This is a genomic window from Clostridium sp. 1001271st1 H5, from assembly GCF_005845215.1.
Lineage (GTDB): Bacteria > Bacillota > Clostridia > Lachnospirales > Lachnospiraceae > Enterocloster.
Map to the genome: position 1 here is coordinate 96098 of NZ_SPHO01000002.1, position 23364 is coordinate 119461.

Below are 23364 nucleotides of genomic sequence, written 5' to 3' on the forward strand. Positions count from 1 at the left end.
CAATGAAAAAATTGTCTGGTATTCCTGTTTCAGATGGAATCGCCATTGGCCGTGTGCTGAAGCTGGATAAGGAGGAACGCGCTGTCGAGGCGTACACAATCTGCGAGGAGGACATAGAAAAGGAAATCAGCCGCTTTACAGAGGCCCTGGGGAAGGTGGCCTGCCATGTGCAGGCACTGTATGAGTCCACAAAACAGAAGTTAAATGAAAGTGAAGCTGAGATTTTTGCGGCCCATTTATCGGTGATTGAGGACCCTATGATTGAGGATGGCGTAAAGGACCGGATTCGGGATGAAAGAATGAATGTGGAGCAGGCCCTTAAGCTGACATTGGATGAGATAGAAGCTCTGTTTGCAGCCCTGGACGATGAATATCTCAGGGAGAGGGGCGCTGATGTCAGGGACGTGGGCGGTCAGATAATGGACTATCTTCTGGGCAATGCATCCCTGGATTTAAGCAGGCTTCCCTATCCATGCATCATTGCAGCCAAAGACCTGACCCCCTCTGAAACCATGTCCATGGATTTCTCAAAAACCCTGGGCTTTATGACGGAGCAGGGAGGCAGGACATCCCACACAGCCATCATTTCCAGGTCCCTGGAGGTTCCTGCAGTGGTGGGAACCGGGGCCATGATGGAAGGGCTTAAGGATGAGGACTGGGTGATTCTGGATGCCCTGGAAGGCACAGTCATCATCAACCCGGATGGAGAGCAGATTACATTTTATAAACAGAAGCAGGAGGAGTATCTGGCCGGAAAACAGCTGCTGGCCCAGCTTAAGGATAAGCCGGCCATGACAGAGGACCATGCTGTTTTTGAACTGTGCGCCAACATAGGCAATCCGTCTGATGCGGACAGGATACTGGATTACGGCGCAGAGGGCATCGGGCTTTACAGAACGGAATTCCTGTATATGGGAAATTCCCATTTTCCCACGGAGGAGGAACAGTTTACAGCCTACAAAGTGGTGGCGGAGAAGATGGGGGACAAGCCTGTCATTATCCGGACATTGGATATCGGAGGGGACAAGGAGCTTCCCTATTTCACCTTTGAACATGAAGAAAATCCATTTTTGGGCTGGCGTGCAATCCGTATCTGTCTGGAGCGGGTTGATGTTTTCAAGACACAGCTTCGTGCCATTCTGCGCGCAAGCGCCTTTGGCAATCTGAGAATCATGTATCCCATGATAATTTCAAAAGAAGAGCTTTTGCAGGCCAATGAAATACTTGAAGCCTGTAAGGGTGAACTGCGGTCTGAAGGGAGAGAATTCAACCCGGATATACAGGTTGGAATCATGGTGGAGACGCCTGCCGCTGTTGCCATGTCAGAGGTACTGGCAAAATATGCGGACTTTTTCTCCATTGGCACCAACGATTTGTGCCAGTATACATTAGCGGTTGACAGGGGAAATGTGAAAATAGCCGGCCGGTATAATCCACTTCATCCCGCCGTGCTCAGGAGTATAAAAAAGGTGATTGATGCCGCCCATGCACAGGGAAAGCCGGTGGGCATGTGCGGTGAATTTGCCGGGGATGAAAGGGCGGCCGTTCTGCTGGCCGGGTTTGGGCTGGATGAGTTCAGTATGACCGCATCCAGCATTCCCAGGATAAAAAGATGCATACGCGGCATACGGATTGAAGAGGCCAGACAGACCGCTGCAAGGGTATTGGAAGCAGAGACAATAGAAGAAGTGAGACAATTGATTGGATATGAGAAGTAATCCGGAAAGGAATTGACATATGAGTAAGAGAAAAGTAATTATGCTGACAGATTCATCCCTGACCTATCCCAAAGTGATGTCGCCGGACGCCCAGGCTGTGTTAAAACGTCTGGAGGCTTACGGCGCTGAAATTATTTATGTACAGGACCAGAAAGACTGGGACCGTTCCATGTTTGTGGAGTATGCGTCCAAGGTGGAGAAGACCGGTCCTGAACCCTTTGAGGTAAATGAGGAGTTTTTAAAGGAGGCAGAGGAGGCAGAGGTTATTATTGCCAATTTTGCCCCGGTGGGGTCGGCAATCATTAAGGCGGGAAAGAATCTTAAGATGATAGGAGTCACCAGAAGCGGCGCCGAGAACATCAATATCGGGGCAGCCACGGAGCAGGGGGTTAAGGTGGCAGTTGCGCCCGGCCGCCTGGCAGACCCTGTTTCCGATTATACCGTTGGACTGATTCTGGCAGAATCCAGAAATATTGCCAGAATGAGCATCACGGACCATGACGGCCAGTGGATGACGGATGCGCCTAATTCTTCCTATATTAAAAGCTTAAAAGGCGCAACCGTAGGACTTGTGGGGTACGGAATCATAGGACAGAGGGTGGCGGCCAAGCTGCAGGCCTTTGGCTGCAGTATAATCGCCTATGACCCGTTCTGCAGACCTGAGGTTTTTGAGGCGACAAACTGCAGAAGCGTATCCCAGGAAGAACTGATGAAGACTTCCGATTATGTAAGTGTTCATGCCCGCCTGACCAGTGATACCCAGGGGCTCATAACCAGGGAGCATATAAACATGATGAAGCCCACGGCATTTTTCATCAACACGGCCCGCGCAGGGCTGGTGGATGAGGAGGCGCTGGTGGAGGCGCTGGCCGAACACAGGATTGGCGGGGCGGGACTGGATGTCTTTTCCGTGGAACCCATTCCTGAGGGACATCCCATCCTGGGGCTGGACAATGTTACCCTGACGCCTCACCGGGCAGGGAACTGCAGCAATCTGGCAGCCATTTCCCTGGATATTATTGTGGAGGATATTGAGCGCTATTTCAGAGGTGAGCCGTTGGCCCATGCAAAGAATTAGAAGAAAATACAGCGTAAGCAAAATCAAAAGGAATCCCCGGTCAGGGGATTCCTTTTTGCTGTACTGAAATTTGGCTAATGCACAAATACCAGGGAAAGTATAAACACAACAATAATAGTTATAATACCCATTACCCCTGTCATACCGGTCTGGCATTTATAGGCATCCTTTGTCTCCATGTCTGAGAACTGGGATACCACCCAGAAGTAAGAGTCATTGGCATGGGACACGGTCATGGAACCGGCTCCGATGGCCATGATGACAAGCACCTTTGCCAGCGGGGTGGTAAATCCCAGGGCAGGCATCAGAGGCGCAATCATAGCGGAGGTGGTAATCATGGCCACCGTGGAGGCGCCCATGGCTGTCTTTAACAGGGCTGCAATGATGAATGGAAGGAATACGCCCACTCCAAGGCCCAGAAGGGATGCGCTCAGCGCGTCAGCGATAGGCAGTTTCTGAAGGATGGCTCCGAATGCGCCGCCTGCGCCGGTGATGGCCAGGATGCCGGCGGAGTTGGTGACGCCTTCCGTAATCCAGGACAAGGTATTTTTCTTCTCAGCGGCCGGAACCAGGGTCATGGCCAGGAACACGCCTAAAATCAGGGCAATGACAGGGTTTCCGATAAAGGAGAAGAACATCTTTACAGCGCCGTCTCCAAAGGGAGCGCTGGGGAAGTCGCCCACGGATTTAAGTGCAATCAGTACGATGGGAAGCAGGATGGGTGAGAAGCTGTGAAGGGCGCCGGGCAGCTTGCCGTATTTCTGAAGCAGCTCATCTACCGTGTACTCAGGGTTTGCAGGGATATCAATTTTGCTGGATACCTTTTTTGCATAGAACAGCGCTGACAGGGTGGCTGGAATGGATACCAGAAGTCCCACCAGTATGGTCAGTCCCAGGTCGGCTTCCAGGGTGCCTGCCATGGCGATAGGGCCGGGGGTAGGCGGAACCAGACAGTGGGTTGCATATAGGCCGCCTGACAGGGCTGTGGCCATGACGGCCAGGGATACGTTGCTCTGGCTGGCCAGGGCCCTGGAAATCGGGCTTAAAATGACAAAGCCGGAATCACAGAATACAGGAATGCCTGTCACATAACCGGTGATGGCCATGGTCAGGACGCTGTTCTTCTTTCCCACCAGCTTGAGAATGGTGTTGGCCATGGTCAGGGCAGCGCCTGTCTTCTCAAGAATGGTTCCGATGATGGTTCCTGCCAGGATTACGATACCGATGCTGGCCAGTATGTTGCCGAAGCCGCTTTTTACTGTGTTGATGACTTCCTCTGTGGGAATGCCGCACACCAGGCCCACTGCAATGGCAATGACCGTAAGTACTAGGAACGGATGCTGGTTAAATTTGGATATGGCCAATACCATACATACTACGGCCAGAAATATAACTAAAAATATAAATATACCTGACATTGTAAAACCTCCTCAACTATGTTTAAGTGATATCACCCACCGGATGATACATGAAAATCAGACGAATCAGGAACTCCCTGGTAAAGGGAGTTTCGTTTTCCAGGTCCAGCAGCTGGAACAGCCGCTTCATCCTGTAAAGAAGGGTGTTCTTATGAAGATGGAGCCGGTCGGACGCCTTCTGCACACTGCCGTTTTCCTGGTAATATACCCCGGCAGTCACCAGAAGGACCTCGGCCTGTCTGGCATCCTGGCTGTCTGTCAGCTTCCGGTACAGCATTTCTGCATACTTCATACCGCCGTGAATCAGGGACTTGTAAATCAGATACTGAATCCTGACCTGGCTGTCCTCCAGATTCCGGACCGGTCCCCCCTCCATGGAAATCAGGGTGTTGGATTCCTTCATACCGCCGGGAATATCCTCCAGCCCTTTGCAGGCGCCGCTGACAGCAATGCAGAGTCCCTTCTCCCGGACCACCTGGGCTATGATTTTGTCCAGGGCCTCGTCCCTGCCGTGCCGGGGAACACTGTGAATGATGATGCAGTCATTGTTCTGGATGCCGAACACATCCTTCCCGCGGTCCAGGGCGCCCTGCCAGGCCATGTTCTGAAAGAGCTGGGTGTAGTGGTTCATCTGCTCCCTGGTATTTTCCCGTCCGCCTGCCCGTATTATGATGACCTTTACAGGAAAGGCCGGCTGGACCGGAATCAGGGCGGACAGCTGGCATATGGTTTCCGTCTGCCCTGTGTCTCCCAGCAGCATCAGACCCAAAAGCCGGTTTCTTACCTCGGACTCCACGTTCTGTTTCTGCGCCATGGCCTGCTGGGCAAAATGCTGGGCCACATAGACCTTCAGCAAATTAGCCACATTCAGCATCTGTTCCTCACATCCAAAGATGCCCACCACCCCTATCAGCTCATCCTTCAGAAAGATGGGCATGTTGTAGCCCTCCTTTGCGCCGGGATACCGGGGCAGGTCCCTTGTCTCAATAAGAACCGGCTTTCCCGTGGCAATGACCTCGGCAGCGCCCTGGTGGAAGGTGCCGATGCGCTCCTTTTCCGTGGAGGCGATGATGGTCCCTTCCCGGTCCATGATGTTGATGGTGCGTCCTCCCACCAGGGAGGAGGTGGCTTCCACAAAATCCTGTGCCATACTGGAAAATTCTAGCATATCGTCCTCCTGCCAAGAGATATATCCCTGATGTAATCCAAATCGGGGAAATCAGAGGAACAGGCAGTCGCCTGCGCCCAGATACACGGTGTTCAGCTCCGGATTTTCAGCCATCATGTTCCGCAGAAGCTCCCCGGAGCAGTGGTTAAAGCCCAGAAGCCCGATACCCATGTCCTTCATGGTACGGATGGTCAGCTGTATGCGCTCCCGGTCAGCCTCCACCAGATGGGTTCCGCCCACCACGGCCCGGATGGGCTGTGAGAAGCGCTGTCTTACCGTATCCAGGATGTTCAGGATGCCCGGGTGGCTGCATCCCACGATGACCACCAGTTCACCCCTGTCTTCCAGTACAAGGCAGACCTCATCCTGAAAATAATCCTGCTTCCATCCCTCCTTGTCCCGTATCACAAAACGTTCCGGAACCGTCTCAAAGTCATGGCTCCGTATGATGTCTCCCATGACCCAGCAGTTCCTGGCAATGGGAAGAACAGACCTGCATACCATGTGCCGGACACCGTGCTCCTCCAGAAACAGGCTGTCAAATCCCGTACCCAGATAGGTTGCCTTGAGGCCGTTCACGGCATATTTTTCCTCAAAGAACCCATTACCTGTAACCAGGGGACAACAAAGGCCTGCCGCCGCAAAATCCCTGTAACCGGCTGCGTGGTCGTAATGCCCGTGGCTTCCCACTGCAATGTCCACCTGTTCCGGCCGGATTCCCAGCCTGAGGGCATTTTCCAGGGCGTGTCTGCCTGCTCCGAAGTCAAAGAGGATGCGCGCATCCCCTGTCTCCACATAAAAGGACAACCCGTGTTCTGCTTTCATGGCCTTTTGTTCCCCGGCCAGATTGTCCATGACAGTCACTATCTTGATAATCCTCACCTCCTGAGAGTTTATAAAATTTTAATAATATTTATGAAATGATTATATCATAATTTACTTCTTTTTCCATTGTGACAGAACACAAATATTTGCAAAAATTTCTATTTTTCAGTCTGTTTTTATTTAAAGTATACAAATAAAAGAAGATATTGCCATTAGAGGGAGGTATGGCGGATTGTAACAGAAATTCCCACAATTTTTCAAGAAAAAAGTAAGGAAAACCTTGATATATTATGTTAGAATAGGTCATATAAGTTAACGTATGAGGAGGGGACATCATGCCCGATATAAATATCCTGGTTGTAGATGATGAAAAAGAGATTGCGGATTTGATTGAGATTTATCTTGTAAGTGATGGCTATAAAGTGTTTAAGGCGGAGAATGCCGCCAAGGGACTGGAAATTATTTCCAAAGAAGAGGTGTACCTGGTGCTGCTGGACATCATGATGCCGGGTATGAACGGCCTGGAGATGTGCAAGAAGATAAGGGAAACCAACAATATCCCCATTATCATGCTCAGCGCCAAGTCCACGGATTTAGATAAGATATTAGGCCTGGGAACAGGGGCGGACGACTATGTGGTGAAGCCCTTTAACCCGCTGGAGCTGACAGCCAGGGTTAAATCCCAGCTGCGCCGCTACACACAGCTGAATCCAAACAGCGCTTCCAAGGAAAAGGCCAACAACGAGATAACCATTAAGGGAATGACCATTAATAAGGATAACCATAAGGTGATTGTGGACGATGAGGAAATCAAGCTCACTCCCATTGAGTTCGATATCCTGTACCTGCTGGCCTCCAACCCGGGCAAGGTATTCAGCACCGACGAGATATTCGAGAAGGTGTGGAATGAAAAGGTATACGAGGCCAACAACACGGTCATGGTACATATCAGACGCCTGAGAGGCAAGATGAAAGAGGACACCAGACAGAATAAAATCATCACCACTGTGTGGGGAGTAGGTTACAAAATTGAAAAGTGATATGAGCAGGCGCTACCATACCCGTGTTATCACCAACATCATATACAGCGCCATTATTTCCTGTCTGGTGGAAATATTTCTGGTGACCAACGTGTCCATGATTGCCAGATACATGGAGGAATCCGGGCGTATGAACCGCCTGCTACAGGCGGTGCTGGATTACCATGTGGCGGTGGTGCTGGTTTATGTGGTATCCGGGCTGGTGCTGTTTGCAGTGACCTTTATGATTCTCCAGGAACCCTACATCCGCTATATCAGCAATATATCGGATGCGGTCCAGAGCATATCAGAAGGCAACCTGAACACCACCATCGACGTGATTGGAGACGACGAGTTCTCCAGCATGGCTGCCAACCTGAACAAGATGGCGGAGGATATCCGGGAGCTGATGGATAAGGAGAGGGAATCCGAGCGCACCAAAAATGAGCTTATAACCAATGTGGCCCATGACCTGCGCACGCCCCTGACATCCATTATCGGATATCTGGAGCTGCTGGCAGGCAACAATAAGATACCGGCGGAGATGCAGCACAAGTACATAGAGATTGCATATGGAAAGGCAAGGCGCCTGGAGAAGCTGATTGAAGATTTGTTTGGGTTTACCAAGCTCAATTACGGCAAGATATCCATGCATGTGGCCCAGCTGGATGTGGTAAAGCTGCTGGGACAGCTTTTGGAGGAGGCATACCCCAACTTTGTGGAAAAGAACCTGTCATATGACCTGCAGAGCAATGTGCCGGCTAAAATCATAACAGCTGACGGCAATCTGCTGGCCCGCCTGTTTGACAACCTGATTGGCAATGCCATCAAGTATGGCGCTGACGGCAAGCGGGTCCTGGTAAAGATACTGGCCCAGGAGGATGTGGTGACTGTTTCCGTTACCAATTACGGCTATGTTATACCGCCGGAGGAACTGCCCCTGATATTCAACAAGTTTTACCGGGTGGAGCAGTCGCGGTCCAGCAGCACAGGCGGTACGGGCCTGGGACTGGCCATTGCAAAGGAAATCGTGGACATGCATGGGGGCACCATCAATGTGTCCAGCGATTTGGACGGCACCGTGTTCACGGTAAAGCTGCAGGTGAATTTTGACATTAATAAAGAGAATTTTGGAACCATTAGCTGACTTGAACGGAGAATAGGATGAGGAAGTGTAACATGCAGATATTTCCGGAGAAAATGAAAAGGGCGCTGAAAAGCACCCTTTTTGGCTTAATGCTGGCAGCGTCTGTGACGGTCCAGTCCCTGGGAGCCCAGGCATCAGGGACCGGTGAAACAGCTGCCAGGGAGGAAACCGCGGAATCCCCTGTTGCCATGGACGTGGTCTACGGTTATCAGAATACAGCGAAAAGCGGCCGTTTCCTGCCCATTAAAATCCAGCTGGACAGCCGGACCAGCCAGACGTTTAAGGGAACCCTGTGTATTCTGGCCATGGAGCCGGATTTTCAGGGATATAATATGAACCTGGATTACGATGTATACCGGTATGAGTATCCGGTTGAGATAGAACCCGGCGGAAACATGAACAAATCAGTGAGTATATCCCTGGGGGCAAGAGTGGACCAGATGTATGTGCGTCTGCTGGATGAGAATGGAAATGAGGTGGTAAGCAAACGGCTGAAGCTGAATCTGAACCTGGAAACAGCAGAGCTTTTTATCGGCGTGCTCAGCGATAACCCGGCGGAGCTTCTGTATTTTAACGGTGTTGGCATCAACTACAGCACTCTCAGGACAAAGACCATTGAGATGACGGCAGCCACGCTTCCCGTGACGGAACTGGGACTGGACCAGCTGGATGTGCTGCTCATAACGGATTTTGATTCAGGAAAGCTGTCAGGACAGCAGATTGAGTCTGTGTGGGAATGGGTCCGCAAAGGCGGCGTCCTGCTCATAGGAACCGGCGGAAGGGGAGAGGATACCCTGAGGGCCTTTGGCAGGGAGCTTTTGGAGCAGCCCCTTCCCCAGCCCGATGAGCGGGTCATCAACATGGGTGTGGAATATGCGGTGGACCGGCCTGAGGGCGCCTCCATCCCCCTGACATGTACGGATGTTATGCTCAAAGGCGGCACCGAGGTGCTGGGAAGCGAGGAGCTTTCCGTGCTCTCGTCGGTTTCCGTGGGGAATGGACTGGCTGCCGTGGCCATGTACGATTTTGTGGACATAGAGGAGTTCTGCCAGGCCAATATCTCCTATATCGACAACCTGTTCACCACGCTCCTGGGTGAGGATAAGATAAACGGGCTGGCCAGCGCCATGGACGGAAGCACGTCCAGCCAGTTCTGGTCGGTACAGGGACTGATTAATACAGGCAACATCAATAATCTTCCGAAGGTGAGCCTTTACGTGACCCTGGCAGTGGCCTATGTGGCCCTGGCCGGGCCGGGTCTTTACTTCTTCTGGAAACAGAGGGGAATGCGCCAGTACTATCAGCTGTCCGTGGCCGTTCTGTCCCTGTGCTGCACCGGCATGGTCCTTCTCATGGGCATGAGCACCCGGTTCACAGGGCCCTTCTTCACCTACGCCACCATAAAGGACACGGACCGGGATGAGATATCCGAGACAACATTCATCAATATGCGGGCGCCCTATAATAAATCCTATTCCGTAACCCTGAACCCGGACTACACCCTGTATCCCATTACGGGAAATGCCTACTACAACATGACGCCCCTGCCCAAATTCACAGGTGAGGAAACGCCGTCCATAACCATACGTTATGATGAGGAGGGCACCAGGGTTAAGTCTGATAATGTGGGTGCGTTTAATTCAAAGTTTTTCATGATGGAGCGCCGCATGGAAAACGGGCAGCAGGAGGGATTTACAGGGGATGTGAATTCCTTTGACGGTAAGGTGACAGGCACTCTGACCAACCATTACGGCCAGGAGGTGGACAATGTGGCCATCCTCCTGTATAATCAGATGATTCTCATCGGCCATATGGAACCGGGCGAAACCGTAAGTCTGGACGATATGAAGGTCATATACGGAATCACCAATTTCGGCTATGCCATGGCGGAGCAGATAACAGGGGCTTCCCGCTATAAGGAGGACAAGGACATACGGGATGCAGCCTATGTGCAGGCGCTGGAGAGAACCAACCTCCTGTCCTTCTATATGGGAAACTACCTGTCGGGCTACCACTCAGAAGCCAGAGTGCTGGGATTCAGCAATGAGAAGGAGGAAACAGGCTTCTTAAAGTCCTCCGGCCATGAGACATATGGGTCCACCCTGCTCACATCCTCCATTGACGTAAACTATGAGCAGGACGGCATGATATACAGGTCCGCGCTCCAGAAGCAGCCTAATGTGCTCTCGGGTGAGTATTATGCGTCCAACAACAGCATGTACGGCCTGACGCCTGTGATGCTGGAGTACTATCTGGGCAATGATATTGAGGTGGAGAAGCTGTCCTTCCATCAGATGAGCGATGAGGTGGTACAGAGCATGCGGTACTACTATACAGTGCCCTTTGCCGGCAACATGTATTTTTATAATTACAATACCGGCGCCTATGATTCCATGGATACCCATGCCCAGTCCTATGACAGGCAGGCTCTGGAACCATACCTGTCCCCGGGCAATACCCTGACCATCAAGTATGTGTATGATGCCACAGGCGATTACACCTGGAATATCATGCTGCCCATACTGACCGTGACAGGAAGGAGTAAATGATGCTGGAGATAAGAGGATTACACAAGATATACGGAAAATACCATGCATTAAGCGGCCTGGACATGACGGTGGAAACAGGAGCCCTCTATGGTTTTGTGGGGCCCAACGGGGCTGGAAAGACCACCACCATTAAAATCATGACAGGGCTCCTGGAGGCGGAGGAAGGCAGAATCACCATAAACGGTATGGACGCCCGTTCCGACCTGGGAAAGCTAAAGGCCATGATTGGCTATGTGCCGGATTTTTTCGGAGTGTACGATAACCTGACCGTATCGGAATACATGGAATTCTTTGCAGCCTGCCATCACATAAACGGCCTGGTGGCAAGAAAGAGATACACGGCCCTGCTGGAACAGGTGGGGCTGGAGGATAAGCTGGATTTTTTTGTGGACGGACTGTCCAGGGGCATGAAGCAGAGGCTGTGCCTGGCCAGGGCCCTGATTCACGACCCGGCCATCCTGGTACTGGATGAGCCCACATCCGGGCTGGACCCCAGGACCCGTTTTGAATTCAGGGAAATATTAAAGGAGCTCCAGGAGTCGGGCAAGACCATAGTAATCAGCTCCCATGTCCTGTCAGAACTGTCCGAGCTCTGTACGGATATCGGAATCATCGACCAGGGGCGGATGGTGCTGGAGGGAAACATAGACGATATCCTGTCCAGGGTCAATACCTCCAATCCGCTGGTCATATCTGTGTTTACCAATATAGACAAGGCTTTGGCCATCCTTAAGAGCCATCCCTGCGTACAGACCATATCCCTAAGGGAGCAGGATATCTGCGTACGGTTTGCAGGGGATGCACAGGACGAGGCCCTGCTGCTCCAGCAGCTGATTGACAGCGATGTGCTGGTCAACGGATTCACCCGGGAAAAGGGAAGCCTGGAATCCGTATTTATGCAGCTGACAGAACATGAAGAGGAAAGGGTGGTGTTGTCTTATGATGCGAAATCCGGTCTATAGCCGGGAGATGAAGGTCAGCTCCAGAAGTATCAGACTGCCCCTCATCATCGTGCTGTTCAATGGAATCCTGTCCATGGTCACCCTGCTCAACATGTATTCCGCCGTGGCCCAGGTGGAGTCCGCAGCTGTTATCCAGTACAGCAGCTTTATGGATATGTATGAGTTTGTCACCACCATTGAATTTATACTGCTGATGTTTATTGTGCCGGCTGTGACAGCGGCCAGCATAAGCGGGGAGCGGGAACGGCAGACCCTGGAATTGATGCTCACCACCCAGATGACGGCGTCCCAGGTGGTGATTGGGAAGCTGATGAGTGCCCTGAGCACACTGCTGCTGCTGATTGTGTCCAGTTTTCCCGCAGTGGCCATGGTATTTGTCTATGGGGGTATCACGTGGCAGGATATTCTGTCCCTGCTTTTATGTTATATTACAGTGGCCTTTTTTGCAGGCAGTCTGGGAATCTGTTTCTCAGCCCTGTTTAAACGGTCTACCATATCCACGGTTGCCACCTATGGAGTGCTTATAGCCGTGGTGGCAGGGACATACTTTATAAATAAGTTTTCCCTCTCCCTGTCCGCCATGAATATAAATAATTCAGTGGTAGCCTATGGATTCGGGGAAAATGTGGTGAAGCCCTCATCGGGAAATGTGATTTATCTGCTGCTTCTTAACCCGGCAGCTACATTTTATACAATCATAAACGGACAGCTGGGAGGCAGTACGCCTGCGGCCAAGATGGCAGGCTATTTCGGGATGCAGTCCACCGGCTTTGTGATGGAGAACTGGATTATCATAAGCATTGTGATTCAGCTGGCCATAGCCGCGCTGATGATATGGGTGGCCATCAAGGCAGTGGAGCCGGTTAAGCGCAGGCGCAGGCAGAAGAAGGCAGCTAAGAAAGGGGATTAATCATGGGAATCATTAAAGCAGTTACCACAGCAGTGGGAGGAGCCCTGGCAGACCAGTGGCTGGAGGCCATAGAGCCGGATGATATGGGAGATAAGACCGTCTTTGTGCGGGGCGTACAGGTGCGCAGGGGAAAGGGGTCCAATACAAAGGGGTCCTCCGATATCGTGTCGGACGGTTCCGTTATCCACGTATATCCCAACCAGTTCATGATGCTGGTGGACGGAGGAAAGATAGTGGATTATACGGCTGAGGAAGGTTACTATAAGGTCAGCCATTCCTCCATGCCTTCCATGTTTAACGGGCAGTTCGGGGAGGCGCTTAAGGAATCCTTTAACCGTATCCGCTTCGGCGGCGTGACGCCCGGGGCTCAGAAGGTGTATTATGTCAATCTCCAGGAGATAAAAGGAATTAAATTCGGCACCCGCAATCCGGTGAACTATTTTGATGATTTTTACAACGCGGAATTGTTTCTGCGCGCCCATGGAACGTACTCCATCAAAGTGACGGACCCCATTAAGTTTTATGCTGAGGTTATCCCAAAGAATGCGGACCATGTGGATATTGATTCCATCAACGAGCAGTACCTGTCGGAGTTCCTGGAGGCCCTGCAGACATCCATCAACCAGATGTCGGCGGACGGCACCAGGATATCTTATGTCACATCCAAGAGCCGGGAACTGGGACAGTATATGGCCCAGACCCTGGATGAGGAGTGGACCCGGATGCGAGGCATGGAGATACAGGCAGTGGGTATTGCCAGCATCACCTACGACGAGGAGTCCCAGAGTCTGATTAACCTGAGAAACAGAGGAGCCATGATGGGCGACCCGTCAATCAGGGAAGGATATGTACAGACCACCATTGCGGAGGGGCTTAAAAATGCAGGCTCCAATGACAACGGAGCCATGGCCGGTTTTATGGGCATGGGAATGGGAATGCAGATGGGCGGCGGCTTTATGGGCGCAGCATCCAATGCCAATATGCAGCAGATGCAGATGAACCAGGCCCCGGGCCGGATGCCTGGTAATCCGGGGCCTGGGATGGGAGGACAGCCGGCAGGAGGACAGCCGGCCGGAAACCAGTGGGCTGTGCCGAACCAGACCGCAGGAGCGCAGCCGGGAGCAGCGGGAATGGCCGGACCAACGGCAGGAGCGCAGCCGGGAGCAGCGGGAATGGCCGCCCAGACGCCGGGAGCACAGACAGCCGGGGCATGGAGCTGCCCAAGCTGCGGAACCTCCAATACGGGAAAGTTCTGCGGGGAGTGCGGGCACCCGCGTCCCGATACACCGTGGACCTGTGCCTGCGGAACTATTAATACGGGAAAGTTCTGCAGCGAATGCGGGAAACCAAGGTCTTAAATGCTGTGATAACAGGAGAGAGAATATGGCAGCCATAACCTACAAATGCCCTAACTGTGACGGCGGTCTTATGTTTGACCCGGCTTCACAGAAATACCACTGCGAATACTGCCTGTCTGATTTTACACAGGAAGAACTGGACCATCCGGAATCAGGCAGCCCTGAATCCGGTTATGCTGAGCCAGACGCTGCCGGGACTCAGCCGGTTCTTTATACCTGCCCCAGCTGCGGCGCACAGATTGTGACGGACAATACCACGGCTGCGACTTTCTGCTATTACTGCCATAACCCCGTGGTGCTGGCAGGACGGCTGGAAGGGGAATTCAGGCCGGATTATGTGATTCCCTTCCGGATAGACAGGCAGAAGGCAGAGGAGATATTTTCCCAGTGGATAGGGAGAAAGAGATATGTGCCGGAGGCATTTTACAATAAGAAACAGATTGAGAGCATGAGCGGAGTGTATTTTCCCTACTGGCTTTACAGCTGCCGTGTGGACGGGGAGCTGGATGCCCAGGGGACCATGCTCAGGACATGGGATACCGCAGGCATGCGGTATACAGAGACAAAGATATACGATGTAAAACGCCAGGGAACCATGGAGGTGGACCATGTGGCCAGGAACGGTCTGAGAAAGGCCAACAGGCAGCTGGTGGACAGTGTACTTCCATACAGGATGAATGAGAAGGAGAATTTCTCCATGGGATATCTTTCCGGATTCCTGGCCGAGAACCGGGATATGGAAAAGGAACAGTTCATGACGGATGTGCAGACAGAGGTCAGGCAGTTTGCCCTGCAAAGCCTTCAGAATCAGGCCGGAAACTACAGCAAAATCCAGGTGCGCAAAAAGGAAGCCGGTATCAGGGACGAGAAATGGAGCTATGCCCTGCTTCCTGTATGGACCCTTACATATAATGACAAGGCCAGGGGAAAGATATACTACTTCGCTCTCAACGGGCAGACAGGAAAAGTCTGCGGCAAGCTGCCTGTGGACAGGAAAAAGCTGGCGGTTCTCTTTTTCTCCGTATTTCTTCCGATGTTCCTATTACTTATGATAGGAGGGTATTTCTTAGGATGACAGGACGCAGAACGGTTGTTAGATGGCTCAGACTGCTGGCAGCAGCGGCGTTGTGCCTGGGACTTTGGAGCGGAGCAGGGAATGTACTGGATTCCCAGGCACAGGAATCTCAGGCACAGGAATCCCAGCCTTACGGTAAGATTCAGCCTTACGGTGAGATTCAGTCTTATGGAAGGATTCAGGTTTATGGCAAGGCCAAGACCTACAGCAAGGACCAGTCCCGTAAAGATACCCGGCGGCTGTTTGACGAGGCCGGCCTTATGACATCAGAGGAAGCCGAAAACCTGGAGGAGCTTATTGCCCGGTGCAGGAAAAAGACCGGAATGGATGTGGCGGTGGTGACTGCCTATAATGACGGCAGCCATACGGCCAGGGAGTATGCAGATGATTTTTACGACCAGAACGGACTGGGCACAGGGAGGAAAGCCAGCGGCGTGCTGTTCCTGATTTATATGGACAGTCCGGACAGTTATGGCGGTGAGAGCTATGTGTCCACCACCGGCAATATGATACGGATTCTGACAGACCAGCGGATTGATGAAATACAGGATGATGTATCCTATGCATTGAGAAGCCGCGATTATGCGGGTGCAGCAGCTGAATTCCTGAAAGATGTGGAGTATTATGTGGACCGGGGAATTCAGAGAGGCCAGTATAATTATGATACGGAAACCGGTGAAATCAGTGTCTACAGAAGCATACGCTGGTATGAAGCCATGTTCGCATTTCTGGTGTCAGCCGGAGTGGCAGGTTCGGTGTGCCTGGGAGTAAAAGGGCGGTATTCCATGGCCCAGACTGAACGGGAGAGAGCCAACAGCCTTCTGGCTTACCGGGCAGATGCCAAATTTGCCTTTGGCAGTTCAGGGGACAGCCTGATTCAGAAATTCGTCACCTCAGCCCCCATACCAAGGCCCGCCACACACCACTCGTCAGGAGGTTCAGGACGAAGTTCAGGGCGCAGTTCCACCCACAGCTCCAGCAGCGGCAGGAGTCACGGAGGCGGAGGGAGAAGATTTTAGAGGAATATTAAATGTGTTTTATGCACATTTTAAAGGTATGCGCGATATAATAAGGTATAGATGTGGTTCAGAAAAATACCTTCTATCTGGTTGTGCCGCGCATCCAGCTGGTGCTTTAATCATAGATTACAGGGCAACCTGGGCGGTGATGACGTGTTGCAAGCGTTATTACCGTTTACATAGCCGGCATTATCTGATAAAATGAGACAGGAAGGGCATTCCCTTAAAGGGACGCCCTTTTATTGCTGTCAGGTGTTTGATTACCGGGAAGGAAGGGATATCCATGAACTATACCTATATCCTCACCTGTGCGGACGGTACGTTTTACTGCGGCTGGACCAATGACCTGGACAAGCGTCTTAAGGCTCATAACCAGGGAACCGGGGCAAAGTACACAAGGCCCAGACGTCCGGTGGTGCTGTCCTACTATGAGGCATTTGAGACAAAACAGGAAGCCATGCGCAGGGAGTATGCGATTAAACACATGAGCAGGGTGCAGAAAGAGCAGCTGATAAAAGGGATAAGTTAGGAATTATGATATAGGAAGAACTGAGAGACAGTAAGAAAAGAACGCTGCTTCCGGCATGGAAATCCATGACTTCATGCCGGAAGCAGTGTTTTCTGTATTAAGCAACAAAACGGTACATCATTATATAGTGGCAGAGACTTCCGCCCATGACAAAGAGATGGAAAATTTCGTGGGAACCAAAATACCGGTGGCGGGAGTTGAAAAATGGAAGCTTCATGGCGTAGATAATACCGCCTGCCGTATAGATGATGCCGCCGGCCAGCAGCCACATGAAACCGGCTTTGGGCAGGGAGCTTAATATTTTGGTGATAGCCAGTATGCATACCCATCCCATGGCAATGTAAATCAAGGAAGAGAACCACTTGGGGCATGTAATCCACAGCGCATTGATGAGGATGCCCACAATGGCAATGCCCCATACCAGGGTCAGCAAAGTCCAGCCGGTCCTGTCGCCCAGGACAATCATACACACAGGCGTATAGGTGCCTGCTATTAAAATGAAAATCATCATATGGTCTATCTTGCGGAGCAGTTTATTGATTTTCGGGGAAATATCCAGGGTGTGGTATATGGTGCTGGCCGCATAAAGGCCAATCATGCTTAGTATAAAGATGGTCAGTGCGCTGATATGCATATGGCCTGAATCACGCCCCGCCTTTAGCAGCAGCGGTATGGCTGCGATGATAGCCAGTATCATGGCGATGAAATGAGTCAATGCGCTGCCGGGGTCCTTAACCTTTGTTATCCCACGTTTTATGTTTGCCGTCATAGTATCCAGCCTCCTTTTATAAAAACACAATATAATTTAATTGAAACCCTGCTATGTAGTTTTCAATACTACATCTATTTGTATTATATACTATACACCTAAGATTAAAAATATGCAATACTTTTTAAAAACCACTTTGAAGATAAAGCTAAATTCTGAATATAATCAACCGTATGGGGTCAAAACTATGGTATAATCAAAAGCGTTCCTTTAGAATCGTCTGTACAGGGAACAGACAGATAAGCGGGGTTAATGTATGGTACCAATATTATATGAAGATAAAGATATTATAGTAGTGCGCAAACCAGCGGGATTGGAGTCACAGGTTTCCAGGGGATTTGCGCCGGATATGGTAAGCGAGATACGCCGTTATCTACATAATCCACAGGATATCCACAGCCGTCCACAGGGAACATCCACAGTTCAGCCTCCTTATGTGGGAGTTATCCACAGACTGGACAAGCCGGTGGAGGGAATCATGGTATATGGGCTGAACCAAAAATCCGCAGCATCCTTAAGCGCTGCACTGCAGGCCGGAAAAATGGAAAAAACCTACCTGGCAGTGGTTTGTGGAAAACCTGTGGATAAACAGGGGACGTATGTGGATTATCTGCGCCATTACAGGGAAAACAACACATCAAGGATTGTGGATAAGTCAGACGGAAACAGCAAAAAAGCAGTGCTTAATTACAGGGTTCTGGAAGTTATCAACAACCCTGGTAATCAGGAGCAGATGTTATCCCTAATAGATATAGAGCTGCTTACAGGAAGGCACCACCAGATAAGGGTACAATTTGCCGGACATGATACGCCGTTGTACGGGGATGAGCGTTATGGCGGCGGGTTATCCACAAAATCCACAACCGGTACTGTGGACAGAGGCAGGAAACGGCCGGGCTTTGGGGACAGACGTGGGGCTCTGGCCCTGTGCGCCCGCAGACTGGTATTTCCTCATCCCACTACCGGAGAAAGGATGGAATTTGCCATAGTTCCGTCGTCCGGAGCCTTTGCCTGGTTCCCGGACAGGGCGGAGAAACTGATTTCCGGGCAGGATTGTGGCAAATGCCATAAAGAAGTATGACAGTCTGTCAGTTTATGCTTGAAAAATCTCCATAAAGGCGGTTGTTTCGCTGTCCAATTTCCATATCCGCGACATTGACAAAAAAAGGGGACTGCCGTATAATCCCCATTGACACTGGAAACCGGATTGAAAAAGGGAGGAACTATCATGGCAAGACCAAAGAGGACTATGGCTGCAGCTGCTCAGACAGGCGCTGTACAGACCAGGGCAGCAGAGGTTAATAAGGCAGAGGAAGTTAAGGCAGCAGAGGAAACAGCAAAAAAGGCCGTGAAGGAAATTATGAAGGAAACTGCAAAGGCAGAGATTGAGAAGAGCGTCGTAGTGGAGTTCGGAGGCAGACAGGTAGCGGCAAAGGATGTGCTGGCCCAGGCAGAGGAGGCATATGCGAAGGCTCATCCGGGAACGGAAATCAAGTCCATAGAGCTGTACATATCACCGGAGCAGAATGCAGCCTATTACGTTGTAAACGGTGAGGGTTCAGACGAATTCAGAATTGAACTGTAGCATAAAAAATGACCTTATATAATAGGGTCATTTTTTTGTTGCATTTCCTTTTATCCCACCCAGGAAGATGACAGCGGCCGTGAATACGCCGTCTTTATACTCATAGGTGAGCTGGCCGCCGTATTCCCGGGCAGTGGCCGCTGCCCTGTTAAGACCCAGGCCGTGAAGCTGGCCATCCTGTTTGCGGGAAACCAGGGCGCCGTTTCTGACACGGGGAGGCGCTGCTGCCGGGTTGGACAGGTCTATGAAGAGCATTTCCTTTGCCTTCCTCATTTTAAAGAGAATCCAGCCCTGGCCTTCCGGCACTTGGCGGGCTGCTTCGAAGGCATTGTCAAGGAGGTTGGCAAAGAGGCTGCATATATCCTGGTCCTTCATGGGGCGCAAATCAACGGCGTCAGCCTGTACGGTAAACCCTATATGGAACTGGCTGCAGCGGTTCCGGGTATGATTCAGCAGTACATCCAGGGTGGAGGCGCCGGTCCAGATGGAGGGAGACAGGCGTTCCAGGGGAATGCCCAGCTGGCTGATATACTGTTGCGCTTCCTGGTATTTTCCCTCCTTCAGCATGGTATCCATGACCAGAAGGTGGTTCTTCATATCATGGGAAAGGGACTGCTGCTCAGTCTGAAGCTGCTTGACCATCTCATATTCCTGGCGCACCATCTGGTCCTTCAGTTCCAGGATGCTTCTGAGTTCGTGCTCCTTCATGTAATTGGAATAGAAGAGCAGGAGAAAGATGAAGCACAGCACCATGATAAGGCACAGGATATAAAAGCTTACAAGGGACACCGCATAAAACAGATTTACCTGAAACAGCACCACGGTGGTCATACAGATAAAAAATACAAACCAGAGAGTGGATATCATTGGGTCCATGCCCAGCCCGTCCATGGTCCGGACAGAACCCACCAGAATCAGGGAAAGGATGAAAAACGGTACTTTTCCTCTGACGCGGTCCGGCAGAAACAGTCCCACAAATCCGTAGCAAAGCCATGCTTCGATAAAGTCCGAGAGTACTTCAAACATCTGATATATGGATTGATACCATTGGTTCATCGTCATAGCATTTCCCTCCAATACCTGGTTATGGCCTCCCGCGTCTCCTTCAGCCGGTTCCGGCTGACCGGAAGGACCCTGCCGTTGTCCAGGTAAATCTGCTCGTCCTCCAGCTTATCCACATGGAACAGGTTCACGATATATCCCCGTTCCACCATGAGAAAGCTGCCACTGCCGCCGGTTACTCCGGCTGGAATTGCATTCAGCTCCTCCAATACCTGGGCCAGGGGTTTGCGGACAGGAACCTCACCGCTCCTGGCAGCCATGACAGAGTTTTTCTGTTGCTTATACACATAGAAGATATCCTCCAGAGCTATTTTCTGGACCCGCCTGGGGGATTCAATGATATAAGCATCAGACGAATTCCGCTTCAGAATCTGGACGGCATCCTTAAGGGCCAGGGGCAGACAGGTTTCCATCTCCGTTTTTGGGATGTAACGGAAAACAGACAGCTCATACGCCTTAACCGCATATTGTGTGTGGGAGGTAATAAATATAATCAGGGCCATGGGAAGATGGCGGCGGAGGGATGCGGCCAGGCTCATCCCGTCCCCTTCCGGCATTTCAATGTCCAGCAGCAGAAGGTCAAAGTGCGCGCCTTCCTCCACATCGTAAAGCAGCTGGCCGCTGCTGGTGTAAAAAGATGTCTCCGGCGGCTGGGAAATGTCTCTGGCATGGTTTGTAATAATATGATTCATCTGCTCTACAAAGCAGCGTTCATCGTCACAGACAGCAATTCGTATCATACATGGACTCCTTAATTCCTGACAGCTCGTTTTATGATTTCCCTGCTGATATCCTGTACCTGGCCGGAGCAGGTGTAGGAATCATCGCCGTACAGGAAACGGTGCAGTTCCTCCACATTGGATTCCAGGGTACTGGGAATGACTACGTTTCCGATTTTTCCCAGGCTTGCACCTGTCAGATCAAAGGGAAAACCAGCCGTATCGCTGATGCGGTAATTCTTTAAATTGTATGCAATATCCAGCATCTCATCCTCGCTGAGGCTTGTCATAACCTGGGGCAGTACGGTTCCCACTACCTGGACCAATGTGGCAATATCAGCCTGCCGGGCCTTTTCAAATACCTGTTCAACAACAATCCGCTGCCGCTCGGTCCGTTTAAAGTCAGTGTCCATCATCCTGAGCCGCATATAGGCAACCGACTGGACGCCGTCCAAATGCTGCATGCCGGGTCCGTCCAGATGGGTGGAAGGGATTCCGGTGGTGTCCACGGTTTCTGTGATGAAGGCATTGATATAATAGAATTCCTCCTTGGACAGTTTTATGTCCACGCCGCCCAGCAGGTTGATGGCATCAGCCGCACCTTTCCAGTTAAAGGATACGAAGTCCTCCACCTTCATGTCCAGGTTTGTGTTGATGGCAGATATATTTCCTGAGGGCCCCTGGAGGAAATAGGATTGGTTCAGCTTTCCGTAGCCGCTGTTTGCAGTGTCGTTCATAAGGAAGGTGTCTCGGTATAAGGATACAAGGCGTATTTCCCCTGTATCCCGGTTAATGGAGCACAGCATCTGTACGTCCGCATTACTTTCTTTGCCAAGATTTCCGTTGCGGCTGTCCACGCCAAAGACGGCAATGGTCCAGTATCCGCCCAGTTTTTCCCGGGTCTGTATGTCCAGGTTCTCATTGGTCATGGCAGAGGCCAGCTCCGGTTCGTCCTCCGGCCGGATAATGGTAAGGGAGCCGGCCGTCTTTGTGATATAGAGAAGGCCGGAGCAGAGTGCAAAGAGCAGTGTGGACAGCAGCATGATGCCTGCTTTTTTCAATATGGATTTCCAGTTAAAGTTCATGGGTACAGCTCCTTTCGGTGAGAGTGATGCGGGTTCCCGGTTCGCCGCTGACCTCAGTACTGATGGTTCTATTATAGCATTGAATGGGGAGAAGTGTTGGTTTTGTCCGCCAATGGAAGGATTTGGGGCCTGAATGTGTAATCAGCCATCGGAGGGAAGAGTCCGGAATAACTGTATCTGATATCAAGATATTTGAAATAAACATAAAAATGTTGACAACAAATATGAAACAGCTTATTATAAATCATATACCATTAAAAATTCACGTTAAAGAAGGGGTGTTTGACATGAAAATTGTTGTTCTGGACGGGTACACGGAAAACCCAGGGGACCTTAGCTGGGAAGGGCTTAAGGATTTGGGGGAGCTTACGGTCTATGACAGGACTCCTGTGGGGGATGCGGGAGAAATCATAAAGAGGATTGGCGATGCCCAGGCTGTCTTTACCAACAAGACGCCTCTTACAAAGGAAGTGTTTGAGGCATGCGGCCATATCCGCTTTGTGGGGGTGCTGGCTACCGGATATAATGTGGTGGACTGTGATGCAGCGTCAGCCAGGGGGATTCCTGTATGCAATATCCCTTCCTACGGGACGGATGCAGTTGCCCAGTATACCATTGCACTGCTTTTGGAAATCTGCCATCATATCGGCCATCACAGCCAGGCTGTCCGTGAAGGCAGGTGGGAGAGCTGTCCGGACTGGTGTTTCTGGGATTATCCGCTGATTGAGCTGGCGGGAAAGACCATGGGCATCATAGGATTTGGGCGGATTGGGCAGGGAACGGCCCGCATTGCCCAGGCCCTTGGCATGAAGGTCCTGGCCTATGATGCTTACCGGAATGAGGCCCTGGAAAATGAAAACTGCCGTTACGCTGATTTGGATGAATTGTACCGTATGTCCGATGTGATAGCCCTTCACTGTCCTCTGTTTCCCGATACCGCGGGAATGATTAACAGGGATTCCATTGCAAAGATGAAGGACGGGGTAATCATCCTCAATGACTCCAGAGGCCCTCTGATTGTGGAAGAGGATTTGAAGGAGGCGCTGAATTCCGGCAAAGTGGGGGCTGCCGGCTTGGACGTGGTGTCCACTGAGCCTATCCGGGGAGATAACCCCCTGCTCCAGGCAAGGAACTGCTTTATTACGCCCCATATTGCCTGGGCTCCCAGGGAGAGCAGGCAGCGGCTGATGGACATAGCAGTGTCGAACCTGAAGTCATTTATGGACGGAAGTCCTGTAAATGTTGTGAACAAGCAGGTTACGGGAAAGTAAGATGTGAACAAACAAATGATTGGAAAAGATCTGCAGACGGTAAAATGCATCCGCCTGCAGGTCTTTTTTGTTGTATAAACAGATATTAAATCTTTGAA

21 protein-coding genes are annotated in these 23364 nt (G+C 51.2%); 14 read left to right on the forward strand and 7 right to left on the reverse strand.

All coding sequences use genetic code 11. The features are described 5' to 3' along the window. The first annotated feature begins 2 nt into the window (after positions 1–2). Positions 3–1718, forward strand: coding sequence for a phosphoenolpyruvate--protein phosphotransferase (gene ptsP, locus FGS84_RS03680; RefSeq protein ID WP_138306331.1), 1716 nt, complete (start codon positions 3–5; stop codon positions 1716–1718). A 19-nt stretch (positions 1719–1737) separates the two neighbouring features. Further along, positions 1738–2796 carry a 2-hydroxyacid dehydrogenase gene (locus FGS84_RS03685; RefSeq protein WP_138306332.1) on the forward strand — a complete coding sequence of 353 codons (1059 nt, stop codon included), beginning with the start codon at positions 1738–1740 and terminating at the stop codon, positions 2794–2796. A 74-nt stretch (positions 2797–2870) separates the two neighbouring features. On the opposite strand, the gene FGS84_RS03690 is transcribed toward FGS84_RS03685, so the two are convergent. The 3 genes from FGS84_RS03690 to FGS84_RS03700 are packed head-to-tail and all read right to left on the reverse strand — an operon-like array spanning position 2871 to position 6264. After that, on the reverse strand, positions 2871–4214 hold the full coding sequence (locus FGS84_RS03690) for a GntP family permease (RefSeq protein ID WP_138306333.1): 1344 nt from the start codon (positions 4212–4214) through the stop codon (positions 2871–2873). 22 nt (positions 4215–4236) lie between these two features. Continuing rightward, complete coding sequence (locus FGS84_RS03695) at positions 4237–5382, reverse strand: sugar diacid recognition domain-containing protein (RefSeq protein WP_138306334.1); 1146 nt, start codon at positions 5380–5382, stop codon at positions 4237–4239. Between the two features lie 51 nt (positions 5383–5433). Beyond that, positions 5434–6264: an MBL fold metallo-hydrolase gene (locus FGS84_RS03700; RefSeq protein ID WP_138306335.1), complete on the reverse strand. Its 831-nt coding sequence runs from the start codon at positions 6262–6264 to the stop codon at positions 5434–5436. A 278-nt stretch (positions 6265–6542) separates the two neighbouring features. Here FGS84_RS03700 and FGS84_RS03705 point away from each other — a divergent pair, with 278 nt between their 5' ends. From FGS84_RS03705 to FGS84_RS03745, 9 genes are all read left to right on the forward strand, one after another. After that, on the forward strand, positions 6543–7247 hold the full coding sequence (locus tag FGS84_RS03705) for a response regulator transcription factor (RefSeq protein WP_138306336.1): 705 nt from the start codon (positions 6543–6545) through the stop codon (positions 7245–7247). Then, positions 7237–8373 carry a HAMP domain-containing sensor histidine kinase gene (locus tag FGS84_RS03710; protein WP_138306337.1) on the forward strand — a complete coding sequence of 379 codons (1137 nt, stop codon included), beginning with the start codon at positions 7237–7239 and terminating at the stop codon, positions 8371–8373. The genes FGS84_RS03705 and FGS84_RS03710 overlap by 11 nt, the downstream gene beginning before the upstream one ends. A 32-nt stretch (positions 8374–8405) precedes the next feature. Next, positions 8406–10922 carry a hypothetical protein gene (locus tag FGS84_RS03715; protein ID WP_138306338.1) on the forward strand — a complete coding sequence of 839 codons (2517 nt, stop codon included), beginning with the start codon at positions 8406–8408 and terminating at the stop codon, positions 10920–10922. Beyond that, on the forward strand, positions 10922–11884 hold the full coding sequence (locus FGS84_RS03720; RefSeq protein WP_138306586.1) for an ABC transporter ATP-binding protein: 963 nt from the start codon (positions 10922–10924) through the stop codon (positions 11882–11884). Before FGS84_RS03715 ends, FGS84_RS03720 begins: the two co-directional genes overlap by 1 nt. Further along, positions 11862–12794 (forward strand): ABC transporter permease subunit, encoded by a 933-nt coding sequence (locus FGS84_RS03725; RefSeq protein ID WP_138306339.1) that lies wholly within the window; start codon positions 11862–11864, stop codon positions 12792–12794. Before FGS84_RS03720 ends, FGS84_RS03725 begins: the two co-directional genes overlap by 23 nt. A 2-nt stretch (positions 12795–12796) precedes the next feature. Further along, positions 12797–14152: an SPFH domain-containing protein gene (locus FGS84_RS03730; protein WP_138306340.1), complete on the forward strand. Its 1356-nt coding sequence runs from the start codon at positions 12797–12799 to the stop codon at positions 14150–14152. A 25-nt stretch (positions 14153–14177) separates the two neighbouring features. Further along, on the forward strand, positions 14178–15227 hold the full coding sequence (locus tag FGS84_RS03735; protein WP_138306341.1) for a zinc ribbon domain-containing protein: 1050 nt from the start codon (positions 14178–14180) through the stop codon (positions 15225–15227). Further along, positions 15224–16246, forward strand: a complete 1023-nt coding sequence (locus FGS84_RS03740) for a TPM domain-containing protein (protein ID WP_138306342.1) — start codon at positions 15224–15226, stop codon at positions 16244–16246. Before FGS84_RS03735 ends, FGS84_RS03740 begins: the two co-directional genes overlap by 4 nt. A gap of 283 nt (positions 16247–16529) precedes the next feature. Then, positions 16530–16775, forward strand: coding sequence for a GIY-YIG nuclease family protein (locus FGS84_RS03745; RefSeq protein WP_138306343.1), 246 nt, complete (start codon positions 16530–16532; stop codon positions 16773–16775). Positions 16776–16872: 97 nt separating this feature from the next. Here the strand turns inward: FGS84_RS03745 and FGS84_RS03750 are convergent, their stop codons facing one another. Continuing rightward, entirely contained in the window at positions 16873–17544 is a 672-nt protein-coding gene (locus FGS84_RS03750) for a hemolysin III family protein (RefSeq protein WP_138306344.1), read from the reverse strand. Between the two features lie 256 nt (positions 17545–17800). Here FGS84_RS03750 and FGS84_RS03755 point away from each other — a divergent pair, with 256 nt between their 5' ends. Both FGS84_RS03755 and FGS84_RS03760 read left to right on the forward strand, forming a co-directional pair. Beyond that, the gene (locus tag FGS84_RS03755) at positions 17801–18625 is read left to right on the forward strand and encodes an RluA family pseudouridine synthase (RefSeq protein WP_138306345.1); all 825 of its coding nucleotides are present in this window, start codon (positions 17801–17803) and stop codon (positions 18623–18625) included. 147 nt (positions 18626–18772) lie between these two features. Continuing rightward, positions 18773–19129 carry a DUF6465 family protein gene (locus tag FGS84_RS03760; protein ID WP_138306346.1) on the forward strand — a complete coding sequence of 119 codons (357 nt, stop codon included), beginning with the start codon at positions 18773–18775 and terminating at the stop codon, positions 19127–19129. Between the two features lie 27 nt (positions 19130–19156). On the opposite strand, the gene FGS84_RS03765 is transcribed toward FGS84_RS03760, so the two are convergent. From FGS84_RS03765 to FGS84_RS03775, 3 genes are read right to left on the reverse strand one after another with little or no spacing between them, the layout of a single operon-like run. Further along, positions 19157–20191 (reverse strand): sensor histidine kinase, encoded by a 1035-nt coding sequence (locus tag FGS84_RS03765; protein ID WP_138306347.1) that lies wholly within the window; start codon positions 20189–20191, stop codon positions 19157–19159. Next, positions 20188–20931 (reverse strand): LytTR family DNA-binding domain-containing protein, encoded by a 744-nt coding sequence (locus FGS84_RS03770; RefSeq protein ID WP_138306348.1) that lies wholly within the window; start codon positions 20929–20931, stop codon positions 20188–20190. The genes FGS84_RS03765 and FGS84_RS03770 overlap by 4 nt, the downstream gene beginning before the upstream one ends. Before the next feature lie 11 nt (positions 20932–20942). After that, complete coding sequence (locus FGS84_RS03775; RefSeq protein ID WP_138306349.1) at positions 20943–21995, reverse strand: LCP family protein; 1053 nt, start codon at positions 21993–21995, stop codon at positions 20943–20945. A gap of 287 nt (positions 21996–22282) precedes the next feature. On the opposite strand from FGS84_RS03775, the gene FGS84_RS03780 reads away from it, so the two are divergent. Beyond that, positions 22283–23266 (forward strand): D-2-hydroxyacid dehydrogenase, encoded by a 984-nt coding sequence (locus tag FGS84_RS03780; protein WP_138306350.1) that lies wholly within the window; start codon positions 22283–22285, stop codon positions 23264–23266. The last annotated feature ends 98 nt before the right edge of the window (positions 23267–23364 follow it).